The organism is Collimonas sp. OK307 (assembly GCF_900113705.1).
Lineage (GTDB): Bacteria > Pseudomonadota > Gammaproteobacteria > Burkholderiales > Burkholderiaceae_D > Collimonas.
Window position 1 is genome coordinate 40,386 of record NZ_FOQI01000011.1, and the last position, 13,279, is coordinate 53,664.

At 60.8% G+C, this 13,279-nt stretch carries 14 protein-coding genes; 8 read left to right on the forward strand and 6 right to left on the reverse strand.

Going from position 1 to position 13,279, the window contains the following annotated elements; genetic code table 11:
* The first annotated feature begins 141 nt into the window (after positions 1 to 141).
* From BM205_RS15090 to BM205_RS15105, 4 genes are read left to right on the forward strand one after another with little or no spacing between them, the layout of a single operon-like run.
* Positions 142 to 1,008, forward strand: a complete 867-nt coding sequence (locus BM205_RS15090; RefSeq protein WP_092415701.1) for a branched-chain amino acid ABC transporter permease — start codon at positions 142 to 144, stop codon at positions 1,006 to 1,008.
* 59 nt (positions 1,009 to 1,067) lie between these two features.
* Positions 1,068 to 2,066, forward strand: a complete 999-nt coding sequence (locus BM205_RS15095) for a branched-chain amino acid ABC transporter permease (protein WP_371326500.1) — start codon at positions 1,068 to 1,070, stop codon at positions 2,064 to 2,066.
* Positions 2,063 to 2,824: an ABC transporter ATP-binding protein gene (locus BM205_RS15100; RefSeq protein WP_092415703.1), complete on the forward strand. Its 762-nt coding sequence runs from the start codon at positions 2,063 to 2,065 to the stop codon at positions 2,822 to 2,824. Before BM205_RS15095 ends, BM205_RS15100 begins: the two co-directional genes overlap by 4 nt.
* Entirely contained in the window at positions 2,817 to 3,530 is a 714-nt protein-coding gene (locus tag BM205_RS15105; protein ID WP_092415704.1) for an ABC transporter ATP-binding protein, read from the forward strand. Before BM205_RS15100 ends, BM205_RS15105 begins: the two co-directional genes overlap by 8 nt.
* Before the next feature lie 9 nt (positions 3,531 to 3,539).
* On the opposite strand, the gene BM205_RS15110 is transcribed toward BM205_RS15105, so the two are convergent.
* Positions 3,540 to 4,019, reverse strand: a complete 480-nt coding sequence (locus tag BM205_RS15110) for a MarR family winged helix-turn-helix transcriptional regulator (RefSeq protein WP_092415705.1) — start codon at positions 4,017 to 4,019, stop codon at positions 3,540 to 3,542.
* A 142-nt stretch (positions 4,020 to 4,161) separates the two neighbouring features.
* Between BM205_RS15110 and BM205_RS15115 the strand changes: the two genes are divergently transcribed.
* The 3 genes from BM205_RS15115 (at position 4,162) to BM205_RS15125 (ending at position 7,409) form a co-directional block, all read left to right on the forward strand.
* Positions 4,162 to 5,193, forward strand: a complete 1,032-nt coding sequence (locus tag BM205_RS15115) for an aromatic ring-hydroxylating dioxygenase subunit alpha (protein WP_092415706.1) — start codon at positions 4,162 to 4,164, stop codon at positions 5,191 to 5,193.
* The gene (locus BM205_RS15120; RefSeq protein ID WP_092415707.1) at positions 5,190 to 6,161 is read left to right on the forward strand and encodes a PDR/VanB family oxidoreductase; all 972 of its coding nucleotides are present in this window, start codon (positions 5,190 to 5,192) and stop codon (positions 6,159 to 6,161) included. The genes BM205_RS15115 and BM205_RS15120 overlap by 4 nt, the downstream gene beginning before the upstream one ends.
* Before the next feature lie 63 nt (positions 6,162 to 6,224).
* The gene (locus tag BM205_RS15125; RefSeq protein ID WP_092415708.1) at positions 6,225 to 7,409 is read left to right on the forward strand and encodes an ABC transporter substrate-binding protein; all 1,185 of its coding nucleotides are present in this window, start codon (positions 6,225 to 6,227) and stop codon (positions 7,407 to 7,409) included.
* Between the two features lie 44 nt (positions 7,410 to 7,453).
* Here the strand turns inward: BM205_RS15125 and pcaD are convergent, their stop codons facing one another.
* From pcaD to pcaH, 4 genes are read right to left on the reverse strand one after another with little or no spacing between them, the layout of a single operon-like run.
* A complete protein-coding gene (pcaD, locus tag BM205_RS15130; protein ID WP_092415709.1) occupies positions 7,454 to 8,716 on the reverse strand; it encodes a bifunctional 4-carboxymuconolactone decarboxylase/3-oxoadipate enol-lactonase PcaCD in 1,263 nt (420 codons plus the stop codon).
* Positions 8,717 to 8,727: 11 nt separating this feature from the next.
* Positions 8,728 to 10,122, reverse strand: coding sequence for a lyase family protein (locus BM205_RS15135; protein ID WP_092415710.1), 1,395 nt, complete (start codon positions 10,120 to 10,122; stop codon positions 8,728 to 8,730).
* Between the two features lie 42 nt (positions 10,123 to 10,164).
* Positions 10,165 to 10,683 (reverse strand): peptidase associated/transthyretin-like domain-containing protein, encoded by a 519-nt coding sequence (locus BM205_RS15140; protein WP_092415711.1) that lies wholly within the window; start codon positions 10,681 to 10,683, stop codon positions 10,165 to 10,167.
* 12 nt (positions 10,684 to 10,695) lie between these two features.
* On the reverse strand, positions 10,696 to 11,388 hold the full coding sequence (pcaH, locus tag BM205_RS15145) for a protocatechuate 3,4-dioxygenase subunit beta (RefSeq protein ID WP_092415712.1): 693 nt from the start codon (positions 11,386 to 11,388) through the stop codon (positions 10,696 to 10,698).
* Between the two features lie 142 nt (positions 11,389 to 11,530).
* Here pcaH and BM205_RS15150 point away from each other — a divergent pair, with 142 nt between their 5' ends.
* On the forward strand, positions 11,531 to 12,304 hold the full coding sequence (locus tag BM205_RS15150) for an IclR family transcriptional regulator domain-containing protein (protein WP_092415826.1): 774 nt from the start codon (positions 11,531 to 11,533) through the stop codon (positions 12,302 to 12,304).
* Here the strand turns inward: BM205_RS15150 and BM205_RS15155 are convergent.
* Positions 12,301 to 13,212, reverse strand: a complete 912-nt coding sequence (locus BM205_RS15155) for a helix-turn-helix domain-containing protein (protein WP_092415713.1) — start codon at positions 13,210 to 13,212, stop codon at positions 12,301 to 12,303. The genes BM205_RS15150 and BM205_RS15155 overlap by 4 nt on opposite strands.
* Positions 13,213 to 13,279: the final 67 nt, after the last annotated feature.

A 13,279-nucleotide genomic window follows, 5' to 3' on the forward strand; every position in this document is an offset into this window, starting at 1 on the left:
CGCCTTAACATTGAACCCTGGAGGAGACACCATGAGTAACAAAACAAATAAAAAAACAAATAAAAAAACAAATAAAAAAACAAATAAAAAAACGAATCGCAATAAAATCTGCGGCCCATCGCGCTCGCGCGAGAGGCAGCCATGCTAACCAACCTGATCGGCGTGCTGTTTGACGGCATTGCCTACGGCAGCCTTCTTTTCCTCATCAGCGTGGGCCTGTCGGTAACTATGGGCATGATGAACTTCATCAACCTGGCGCATGGCGCCTTCGCCATGCTCGGCGGCTACGTCAGCGTGACGGTGCTGTCGCGTTTTGGCGTGCCGTTCCTGCCCTCGTTGCTGCTGGCCTTCCTGGCATCGGCGGTGGCAGGTTTGGTGTTGGAACGCCTGCTGTACCGGCGTCTGTACAAAGCCAGCCACCTGGACCAGGTGTTGTTCTCCATCGGCCTGACATTCATGGCGGTGGCCGGCGCTACCTGGCTGTACGGACCGACCCAGCAACCGGTGACGCTGCCGGACTGGCTGCGCGGCCAGGTTTCACTGTTAGGGCTGGATGTGGGCGCCTATCGTTTGTTCCTGATCGGCGTGGTGGTCCTGATTACTGCTGCACTGGGATTACTGATCGAGCGCACCCGCTTTGGCGCGCAGATCCGCGCCGCTGTCGACAACCAGACCGCGTCCGCAGGCCTCGGCATCAACGTCAGCCTGGTGTTCAGCCTGACCTTTGCGCTGGGTTCCGGCCTGGCTGGCCTGGGCGGTGGCCTGGGCATTGACGTGCTGGGCCTTGACCCGACATTCCCGATCAAGTACATGGTCTACTTCCTGCTGGTGGTGGCGGTTGGCGGCGCCGGCACGATCAAGGGGCCGCTGGTGGCCGCGCTGATCCTTGGCGTGTTCGACGTGGCCGGTAAATACTATGTGCCGCAAATTGGCGCCTTCGTCATCTATGGCCTGATGGTGCTGTTGCTGATCCTGTTCCCGGCCGGTTTGATGCGGAGGAAAGCATGAACGCCGTCGCCAAGGCCGCTATCAAGGCGGCGCCTACGCCTTTACATGTGTCAACCAAGATGAGCAAAGCCGATATGAGATCTACACTGCGTTTGCCGAATGACCGCTGGAAGCCGCTGGAGGTTGTCTTCTGGCTGTTGCCGGTGGCGGCATATTTCCTCTTTCCGGGCTACCTGGTTCTGATCAGCCAGATCATGATCGTCGGCCTGTTCGCGCTGTCGCTGGACCTGATCCTGGGTTACGCCGGCATAGTCTCGCTGGGTCACGCGGCATTCTTCGGCCTGGGCGCCTACACTGCTGGTTTGCTGTCGGTACATGGCTGGAGCGAGCCGTTGAGCGGGCTGCTGGCCGGCGCCGTGGTGGCTGGTCTGTTTGGCTTTATCACCTCGTTCCTGGTGGTGCGTGGCCAGGACCTGACCCGGTTGATGGTGACGTTGGGGATTGGCTTGATGTTGTTTGAGGCCGCCAATAAAGCTGCCTTCATCACCGGCGGTGTCGACGGCCTGTCCGGCATGACGGGCGGTAAACTGCTCGGCCTGTTCGAGTTCGACCTGAATGGCAAGGTCGCCTATTGCTATAGCCTGGCGACACTATTCATCCTGTTCGTGGCGCTGCGCCGACTGGTCAAGTCGCCGTTCGGCCTGAGCCTGATCGGTATCCGCGAAGGCGGGCGGCGCATGCCGGCGTTGGGCGCTGATGTCAACCGGCGCCTGGTGACAGTGTTCACCGTCTCCGCCGCCATCGCCGGTGTGGCCGGTGCATTACTGGCGCAGACTACACAGTTTGTCGGCCTCGATATGCTGGGTTTTCCGCGTTCGGCAGAACTGCTGATCATATTGGTGTTGGGTGGGACCGGACGCTTGTACGGAGCGCTGATCGGCGCCGCGGTCTTCATGCTGGCGCAGGACTATATCTCCGGCCTGGATCCGGCCTACTGGCAGTTTTATATCGGCCTGTTGCTGATCCTGATCGTGCTGTTTGCGCGCGGCGGCATCCTGGGTGGACTTGAACTGATCGTCCAGCGTTTGAAACCGTCGTACCGCAAGGAGCAAGCATGACGAATCAAGATATTGCTTTGCGCACCGAAGGCTTGTCGAAGAGCTGGGGCGAGTTCGCCGCCAACAGCGATGTGAGCCTGACCTTCGCGCAGGGTGCGCGCCATGCATTGATCGGCCCGAACGGCGCTGGCAAGACCACTTTCATCAACCTGCTGACGGGTGGATATGCGCCCAGCAGCGGCAAGGTCTATCTGGGCGATCAGGACATCACGCATCTGCCGCAGCACAAGCGCGTGCAGCGCGGCATGACACGCACCTTTCAGATCAATACGCTGTTCGCTGGCATGACGGTGCTTGAATCGGTGGCGTTGGCGATCTGCGAGCGGCGCGGCCTGTATTCGGTCTGGTACAAGACCGTCGAAAAACATACCGACGTTATCGACGAGGCGATGGCGCTGCTGGCCACGCTTAAATTGTCGGCAGAGGCCAACAGCGTCACGCGCAGCCTGGCTTACGGAAAGCAGCGGCTGGTAGAGATCGCGCTGGCCCTGGCGACCAAGCCAGGCATTCTGCTGCTCGATGAGCCGGCAGCCGGTATTCCGCAAGCCGAGAGCAAGGAACTGTTCGAAGTGATCGCCCAGTTGCCGCGTGATGTCACCGTGGTCTTCATCGAACATGACATGGGGCTGGTGTTCCGTTTCGCCGACCGTATCACGGTACTGGTTGGCGGCAAGGTGCTGACCGAAGGCACGCCGGCAGAAATCGCGGCAGACCCGCGCGTCAAGGAAGTCTATCTGGGGGAGGCGGAACATGCGTGAGTTGCTGGCGCTCGATAAAGTCACCGCCGGTTATGGCGAGTCTATCGTGCTGGAAGATGTGTCTTTCAAAATGAACGAGGGCGACAGCCTGTCCCTGCTGGGACGTAATGGTGTCGGTAAAACCAGCCTGCTGGTGACATTGATGGGATTGACGCGTTTGCATGGTGGCAGTATCCGCTGGGCCGGCAGCGATATCGCCCGTGTCCCGACTTACAAGCGTTCGCGCGCAGGCCTGGGCTGGGTTCCGCAGGAACGCCATATGTTCCCGTCGCTGACGGTGGAAGAGCATCTGACGGTGGTGGCCCGTTCCGGCGCTGGCGCCGGCCCGTGGAATCTGCAGAAAATCTACCAGATATTCCCGCGTTTGCTGGAACGCCGCACTAACTTCGGCAATCAGTTGTCCGGCGGTGAGCAGCAGATGGTGGCGATTGCCCGTGCGCTGATGACCAATCCGCGCATCCTGCTGCTGGACGAGCCGATGGAAGGACTGGCGCCGATCATCGTGCAGGAACTGGTGCGCGTGATCCGCAAGTTGGTGCAGGATGAGGGTATGTCGGTGATCGTGGTCGAGCAGCACGCGCGGCTGGCGCTGTCGCTGACCCAGCGCGCCATCGTACTCGATCGCGGCCGCATCGTGCACGACTCGGACAGCGCGAGCCTCCTGGGCGACAACGATAAGCTGGATCGGCTGGTGGCAGTGGCTTGAACGATCCGTTCAGTCGCCGCCCGGCGCTGCCAACGGTGCGCGGCTTTGTTCATTGTTGGCATTGACCAGCTTGCTCAGCAGTTCCATGAACTGCAACTGCTCCGATCCGTTCAGCGGCGCCAGGATGCGGCGCCGCAAGCGTTGAGATCCAGGGATCAGGTTTTCTAGCAATTGCTCTCCGGCCGGGGTAATGGTCAGTGCGCGCTGGCGGCGATTGTGGGGAATCACCTTGCGCTCCAACAGGCATTTTTCCTCCAGGCGCGCGCATACGGTGGCGCCGGTGGATGTGTCTATGCCGGTGAGAGCAGCAAGTGTGACCTGGTCGGTGCCAGGGTGGTCGGCCAGGTTGCGCAGCATCGCGTACTGCACCGGTGTCAGCTCGTTGCCCATCTCGTCGTAGAAGATCGATACCGAAATCTGCTGGGCGCGGCGTAGCAGATGGCCAGGGTGCTCGTACAGGTTGATCAGTTTGCTTTCTATCTCTGGCATATAGGTTCTCTGGTTGTGCGGCGCAATATCGAAAGTTGAATCGAAAGTTGATATCGACCGTTTACTTCGTCGGTTTACTGGCTATACTTTACGACATTCAGTGTACTTAATATTAAACTAAAAACCCGGATAAGGAGACAAGATGTTCCCAAAAAATACCTGGTACGTGGCATGTACCCCGAACGAAATCGAGGGCAAGCCATTGGGGCGCCAGATCTGCGGTGAGAAGATCGTGTTCTATCGCGGAGCAGAAGGCAAGGTTGCCGCGGTCGAAGATTTTTGCCCGCACCGCGGCGCACCACTGTCGCTGGGTTCGGTGCAAGACGGCAAGCTGGTTTGCGGCTATCACGGACTGGAGATGGGCTGCGACGGCAAGGTAGTCAGCATGCCGGGCCAGCGCGTGCGCGGCTTCCCATGCATACGCAGTTATCCGGTGGAAGAACGCTACGGTTTCATCTGGGTCTGGACCGGCGACAAGGAACTGGCCGATCCGGCATTGATCCATCATCTTGAGTGGGCCGATCGTCCTGAGTGGGCCTATGGTGGTGGCATGTATCACATCAACTGCGAATACCGGCTGATGATCGACAACCTGATGGACCTGACGCACGAAACCTATGTGCACGCTTCCAGCATCGGCCAGAAGGAGATCGACGAGGCGCCCGTCAACACCAAGGTCGAGGGCGAGCAAGTCGTTACTAGCCGCTACATGGAAAACATCATGGCGCCGCCATTCTGGCGCGCGGCCCTGCGCGGCAACGGCCTGGCCGACGACGTACCGGTGGACCGCTGGCAGATCTGCCGCTTCAGTCCACCCAGCCACGTGATGATCGAGGTCGGCGTGGCGCACGCGGGCAAAGGCGGCTATGACGCCGATCCTCGCCACAAGGCGTCCAGCATCGTGGTGGATTTCATCACGCCGGAAACTGAAACGTCGCACTGGTATTTCTGGGGCATGGCGCGCAACTTTAAACCAGCGGACCAGGAACTGACCGCGACCATCCGCGAAGGACAGGGCAAGATATTCAGCGAAGACCGCGAGATGCTGGAACTGCAGCAAGCCAATATCCTGCGCCATCCCGAGCGCAAGCTGCTGATGCTGAACATTGATGCGGGCGGCGTGCAGTCGCGCCGCGTGCTGGACCAGTGGCTGCAGAAGGAGCAGGCGGCATGATCGAGGCGACATTGCAAGTCAGGGTCGAGCGCAAAGTCATTGAGGCCGAGGATATCTGCAGCTACGAACTCGTGAGTACGGACGGCGCACCGCTGCCACGCTTCAATGCCGGTTCGCACATCGATGTGCATCTGCGTCCTGGCCTGGTGCGCCAGTATTCGCTGTGCAACCCGCCGCATGAGCTACATCGTTATCTCATCTGCGTGTTGTGCGACGCGGCCTCGCGCGGCGGTTCGCAGGCGATGCGCGATGATATCCACGCCGGCATGACGTTGCAGATCAGCGTGCCGAAAAATCATTTCCCGCTAGTGGCCGCCAAACGCAGCCTGCTGCTGGCGGGCGGCATCGGTGTGACGCCTATCCTTTGTATGGCCGAGGCGCTGTCCGCGCAGGATGCAACGTTTGAGATGCACTACTGCGCGCGTTCGCCCGAGCGCACCGCTTTCCGCGATCGCATTGCAAGTTCATCCTATTCCGGGCAGGTGCAATTTCACTACGACAGCGGCGACGCAGCGCAAAAGCTGGATTTGCCTGCACTGTTGTCAGGCTTGGATCGGCAGACACACATTTACTTGTGCGGCCCCGCCGGATTCATCGACCATGTGCTGGCTACGGCCAGGGCGCAAGATTGGCCGAAGGACCAGGTGCACCTCGAATATTTTGGCGCTGCTGCTGCGACTGCACCTGATGCCGGCACCGACCAGGCGTTCGAGGTCAAGCTGGCCTCCAGCGGCAAGGTCTACCCCATCCCCGCCGGCAGCACCGTGCTGCGGGTGCTTACAGATGCCGGCGTGTTCATTCCCGCATCCTGCGAACAGGGCGTGTGCGGCACTTGCCTGACGCGCGTTCTGGATGGCATACCCGATCATCGCGATCTGTATATGACTGAAGCGGAACGGGAAGCCAACGATCAATTCACGCCGTGCTGTTCACGCGCCAGGAGCGCGACGTTGGTGTTGGATTTATAGGGTTTTCCCATCGGCCCGCTATCTCGGTATCAGGCCATTTATAAAAAGAGAAAGAGAGACACCATGCCAGAGACAATCAATCACCAACGTCGAACTATTCTGCTGGGCGCCGCCGCGCTGTCGGCAGGCGTACTGCCCACCGTCGCCGGTGCGGCTGAGACCTTGAAAGTCGGACTGATAGTGCCGATGTCCGGTCCGTTCGCATCGACCGGGCGCCAGATCGAGGCTGCGGTCAAGCTGTACATGCAGCAGAACGGCGCTTCAGTGGCTGGCCGTCAGATCGAAGTCATCCTCAAGGATGACGGCGGTGTAGCGCCGGACGTAACCAAGCGCCTGGCCCAGGAACTGGTGTCGCGCGACAAGGTGCAGGTACTGGCAGGTTTCGGCCTGACCCCGCTGGCTTTCGCCGCCGCGCCGGTCGCTACCCAAGGCAAGGTACCGATGATCGTGATGGCCGCTGCTACTTCGGTGATTCCGCAGCGCTCGCCGTTTATCGTTCGCACCGGCTTCACGCTGGCCCAGGTAACCGCGCCGATGGCGCAGTGGGCGGCGAAGAACAAGATCAAGAGCGTGGTCACATTCGTCAGCGACTACGGTGCCGGGCTGGATGCGGAGAAGGTATTCGTCAAGGGTTTCACCGAAGGCGGCGGCAAGGTGGTCGACAGCCTGCGCGTGCCGTTGCGCAATCCAGACTATGCGCCGTTCCTGGCACGCGTCAAGGATGCCAAGCCGGATGCGCTGTTCGTTTTCGTGCCCTCAGGCGAGGGTGCTGCGGTACTCAAGCAGTTCACCGAGCGCGGACTGGCCGCGGCCGGCATACGCCTGATCTGCACCGGAGACGTGCTGGATGACGACCTGATGGTTAGCATCGGTCCGGCCGCGGTTGGCGTGGTCAGCAGTCATCATTACTCGGCGGCGCATCCGTCGGCAGAGAACAAGGTGTATGTCGAGGCATTCGGCAAGGCCAACAAAGGCATGCGGCCGAACTTCCATTCGGTCGGCGCCTACGATGGCATGCATTTGCTGTATCAGGCGCTGAAGCAGACCAATGGCGACAGCAACGGCGAGAAACTGCTCGCGGCGATGAAAGGCATGGCCTGGACCAGCGTGCGCGGTCCGGTCAGCATCGACGCCGCTACCCGCGATATCGTGCAGACGGTGTATATTCGCAAGGTGGAAGCGACTGGTGGTTCGTTCTACAACATGGAGTTCGATCAGGTCGACAAGGTGCGTGATCCGGGCGTGTAAGTTTACCTGCGGCGGCGTCTGATTGAAGGCGCCGCCGTCGTTGTTTACAGATTCCCGATGAAAGTACGCACCACCTGGCTGAAAGCCTGCGGCTGTTCGATGCAGCTCAGATGCGAAGCGTCCTTCAATACTACCAATTGCGCGCCAGGTATGCCGTTCGCCAGCGTCTGCGACATCGCTATCGGCGTGCCTTGGTCCAACTCACCGGCGATCACCAGCGTGGGAACGGTAATCGCGCCTAGTCGCGCCGTGGTGTCGACGTTACCCACCGCATGGCAGCATCCGGCGTAGCCGATGGCATCGGTACTGACCACACGGCGGCGGAAACGCGCCACCGTGGCGGCATGGCTACCACGGAATTCTTCCGTGAAGTAGCGCCCCATCACGGCATCGCCGATTGTTTCCACGCCTTGTGCTTGTACGGTAGCGATGCGTTGCTGCCACATCTCCCGCGCCGCGTCCGGATAACCGGACGTAGTATTGGCCAGCACCAATGCACTTACCAGTGTCGGATGGCGCAGTGCCAGCTCCTGGCCGACCATGCCACCCATTGACAGACCGATCCATACTACCGATCCGGTATCGAGTTCGCGCAGCAGGGCGGCGGCGTCATCGGCCAACGACGCCATGTCGTACATGTCTGGCGGCGCTTCCGAGCTGCCGTGGCCGCGATGGTCGTAAGTGATCACGCGGCAATTTTCGGCCAGCAAGTTGGCCAGCTCATCCCACATGGTCAAGTCGCAGCCCAGCGCGTGGCTCAGCACCACCGTGTGGCGCGGCGCCTTGCCGTTACGGCGCGCGCGCACGGTGTAGTGCAGCGCAGGCTTGCCGCTGCTGCGGCCCTCGAGACCGACGCCGGGATGCGTGACGGCTGCCGGCGCTTGCGACTCCAGCACGTAGCCGATCTGCGGGCCGATTTCGCGCAGGATCGCCATGGCATGTGTAAACGCGGTATTGGCGGCTGGCACGCCGGCGTAAATGGCCGACTGCATCAATACTTCCTTCAGTTCGTCCGGCGTCAGGCGGTTGGCCGGATCGCCCAGCAATGCGGCGCGTACGTGCAAGTCGAATTCTTCCCAGCGGCCCAGTGCGATGGTAATCGACAGGACGATGGCGCGCCGGGTCTTTTGTTCCAGGCCCGGCCGGCCCCAGATTTCATTCCACGCGAAACGCGTGATCATGTTCTGGAATTCGGCATTGAAACTGTTGGCGTTGGATAGCGAGCGCTCTACCCAGGCGTCGCCCAGGATGTTGCGGCGGTTGTTCAGGCCGCGCTCGAAGTCGTGATCGATAGGATCGTAGCTCATGTTGTGCTCATTTATTTATGATAGGTGTGGGCCAGGTTCAATGCATCGATATCACCGCGCAGGCTTTGCAACTGCCGTTGCGCCAGGCGGTGTGCCGGCGCGGTCGCGGCGACGGCATCGAACAATGTCTTCAGGTGCGGCAGATCGACGTGGTCGCGTAGCGCCGGATCGGCTTGCACCGCCTCGGCCAATACTTCGACCAGATGACGTTGCGTGGATAGCGCGACACCGGTCATCTTTTCCAGCAGTTCATGGGATTTCGGACGGCCGATGACGCCCGCCAGATAGGCAGCTGCGGCTTCGGCGAATACCAGTCCTTGCAAAGCATCGATATTGCGTAGCATGCGCGCGCTGTCGATCTGCAAGCCAGCGAAGGCATCGTTCAACGCCTGCAGGGCGCCGTGGGCACTGAGGAACAGTCCAGGCCACTCGGCCAATTCCGCCTGCCAGTTACCGAGGCCACGTTCATGCTGTTGTCCCATGCTTGCCAGTAGCGCCGCAGCGTGCTGCGGTGTGCGCGTGGCGGCGGCGAGTGCGATCATGGCCGATACCGGATTGCGCTTGTGCGGCATCGCCGATGAGCCGCCGCGGCCATTGCCGGATGGTTCCGCCAGTTCGGCCACTTCACCTTGCGCCATCAGGCTCAAGTCGGTGGCGAGCTTACCCAGGCTGCCGGCCAGCACCGCGACTTCCAGGCCGAGCCGGACCCATTCGTCGCGCTGGGTGTGCCAGGCCGCGTCGGCGACCTTCAAGCCCAGGGTGGTTGCCACGCGGTTGGCAACCGCCGGGCCTTGTTCGCCCATTACGGCTAACGTACCGACGGCGCCTCCCAGTTGCAGCTGCAGCGCGCGAGCCGCGCACTCCAGCAGGCGCGTGCGCGAGCGCACCAACGGCGCGAGCCAGCCGGTAAGCTTGAAACCGAAGCTGGTCACTTGCGCCGGCTGCATCAGCGTCCGCGCCAGTACCGGCGTGGCAAGGTGCTGCTCCGCCAGTTGCAGCAGGCGGCCGGTCAGATCAAACAGACCGTCGTCCAGCAACTGCAAGGCGTCGCGCGTGGCCAGCACCATCGCAGTGTCGATCACGTCCTGGCTGGTGCTGCCCCAGTGGACCTTGGTGGCCGCCTCGGCATCGTACAGCGCCACGGTCTTGGTTAGTTCTTTCACCAATGGAATCGCCAGGCTGCCGGCACGGCGGCCGGCGGTGATGATGGCGGGGATATCGTAAAGCTGTGCATTGCAGACGGCGCCGATGGCGCGCGCCGCAGCTGGCGGCAACAGGCCCTCGTCGGCCTGCGCCTGCGACAGCGCCTGCTCGAAGCGGAACATGGCTTGCACGATCGCCGTATCGTCGAACACGGCGATCATGTCAGTGGTGGTCAGGAAACTATCGAAGATGGATACACTCACTGCGGCTCCAGTTCTGGTTCATGGTCAGACTCATATTCAGAGTCATACATAGTCGAAAAATACCGTTTCCTGCTCGCCTTGCATGTGTATGTTCCAGCGGTATTGGCCTTCTGCCGTAAGGGTAGCGAGCAGGGTGGGGCGACGAGCAGCCGGCACTTGCGCCAGTATCGCCGATTCGGCCAGTCCGGCATCGCCTTCCAGGAACACGGCGGTGAACTGGTGCTTGACCAAGCCACGCGCGAACACCGTCACGTACGCTACCGGTTCCCCCGCGGCCTGTGGGCAAACAGACAAGCGCAGGCTGAATTTCCCCTCGTCGTCGCTGGGCATGCGGCGGAAGCCGGGAATCGCCTGGGCGGATTCCGCAGCGGTGGCGGCTGGCTGCCAGGCTTCGATCTGGGCGTCGTTGATCGGGGTGCCGTCGCCGTCGTAGATGATGCCGCTGACGATGATGGTCGGTGCGCTGGTTTGCAGAAGGTCGGCGGCGCTCAGTTCGGTCGCCCAGTTCCAGGCTTCGTGAGAAAACGGGCCGATGGTTTGCGAGGTCGTGATTTTGCTCATTCGGTATTCTCCTTATTTTTCCATCGGCGTGGCGTCGCGGCCGCGCAGGACGATGTCGAATTCATAGCCCAGCATTTCGGCGCCTACGGTGTACTCCAGGCTGTAGCGCGAGATCAGGCGCTGACGGGCGGCCAGGTCCGGAATGCTCTGGAAGATCGGGTCGTAGTCGAACAGCGGATCGTTGGGGAAATACATCTGCGTGACCAGGCGCTGCGAATAGACGTTACCGAACAGGGAAAAATGGATGTGGGCCGGACGCCATGCCTTGTCGTGATTGCCCCACGGGTAAGGGCCGGGCTTGATAGTGACGAAACGGTAGCGGCCGTCGTCATCGCTCATCATCTTGCCCCAGCCGTGGAAGTTCGGGTCCAGTGGCGCGTTATGCTGGTCGCGTTTGTGGCGGTAGCGGCCGGCGGAATTGCATTGCCAGACTTCCAGCAGAGAGTTGCGCACGGGCTTGCCGTCTTCATCCAGCACACGGCCGGTGACGACGATTTTCTCGCCCAGCGGTTCAGCGTCGCCCTGTGCGGTCAGGTCCATATCGTTAGGCAGCAGGATGCGCGGCGACGGCGCGATGTTTTGTTCTACCGGCAAGCCTGCGGCGATGCGCAGCGATGGCTGAACCGGGCCGCGTTTGGTGGTCGATTTGTAGGGGGGATAGATCAGTTCCGGATAAACGCCGGGTGCGATGGCATCGAATTTCAAAGCATGACTCCTTGTTGGGATGCGGAAGGGATGGAGACGATGGTATGCAAGCCGTCACCCCGTCACAAGAGAGGTAGGGCATGCTATATTCGCTATGCGCACAAATTGTGCGAATATCGCCCAAATAGGCGTTTTTTTTATCATGGATACCGAAATCAACCTTCCTGCCAAGCGCGACTTGATCGCTGGACTGGAAAAAGGCCTGCAAGTGATTGAAGCCTTCGACCAGGAACGCAGCCGCCTGACCATCGCGGAGGTTGCCGAACGCACTGGCCTGACGCGCGCGGCGGCACGGCGTTACCTGATCACGTTAACCCATCTCGGCTATATGCGGCACGAGAACAAACTGTTTTCGTTGACGCCGATGGTGCTGCGGCTAGGGCAGTCCTATCTGCATTCGGCACGGCTGCCGCGGGTGGTGCAGCCGCTGCTGTACCGTCTCGCGTATGCGTTGGGGGAGGCGGCATCGGTTGGCGTGCTCGATCACGATCAACTGGTGTGCGTGGCCGCTGTCAGTGCCGGGCAACTGGTATCTGCCACGCTGCAACCGGGCACGCGGGTACCCGCGTACTGCACCGCTAACGGCCGCATGCTGCTGGCTAGCCTGGCGCCGCAGCAGGTCGAGGCTTTCCTGGCGCGTGCCCAGCCGGAGCAGATCACTGAACACACCATCGTCAACAAGGAACGCCTGGCGCTAGAGATTGCGCGTGCCGCTTCGCGGGGCTATGCGCTGGTGGACCAGGAGCTGGAACTCGGTCTGTGCACCATTGCTGTCCCGCTGAAGAATTTCCGCGGCGAGGTGGTGGCGGCGATGAATATCAGTGTGCACGCCGGTCGCATGCCGGTCGATCTGATGGTGGAGCGTTGCCTGCCGGCGATGATCAAGATCCAGGTCGAGCTGAACGCCTTGCTCTAATTTTCTGGCGCTTCAGCCGGGTGGCGGCGGAACTCCTTCGGTGTGACACCCATGCGTTTTTTAAACAGACGGCTGAAATAGGCCGGGTCCTGGAACCCCAGTTCATAAGCGATGCTGGCGATGCTGGCCGGGACATAGGTCAACTTGCGGCAGGCCTCCAGCATCAGCCGGTCTTGCGTGATATCGAAGGCTGATTTGCCGGACAGCTTGAGGCAAAGGCGGTTCAGCCGCGTCGGCGTAGCGCGCAGAACATCGGCGTATTGACGAACCAGCCACTGGTCTTTGAAATGCCGCTCTACCTCAGCGCGAAAGCGGCTGAAAAGTTCGAAATCGCTACGGCCCGACTGATCGGCCAGCCGATGCTCTGCGTGTACCCGCACTAGCAGCAGCAGAGCGCTACGGGCCAGCCACTCCAGCATGAATGTATGGCCGTATTGGGGCCACGAGGCTTCCGTCATCAGATTCTTCAGCAGCGACTCTAACCGGCCATGCACTTCCGGCAGGCCGGCCAGGTCGATTGCCAGCGGCTGTACGAACAGTGAGGAATAGAGATCGGCGTGGTTCCCCGCCACGGCGAAGATCACATTCTGGTCCACCGTCAATACGTAGCCCTGTGCTTCTTGAGAAAAATCGAAACCGTGCGCCACCGAGGGATGGACGGTGATGGCAACCGGTCCACTGCGGTCCCACACGGCATCGTTGACGCTTGCACGAACCTCGCCGCCGAATAAGAAAAGTACCTGAAACATGCCCGGATGGGTATGGCTGGCAATATGCCAGTCATACAGCCGGCTACGCGTTTCGATCAGTTCGATATGAACGAACTCAGCGTTTTCCGCACGTGTTTGTTCGCCGTACAGGGCGAACTGAGGAATTTCGGCGGTAGCCGGTTTGGAGGTAGCGGGCATGTCAGGGACGTGGTTGAGAGATGCGGTGTGTCAAAATAGTACAAGTTTTATGCCGATTCATCCATGT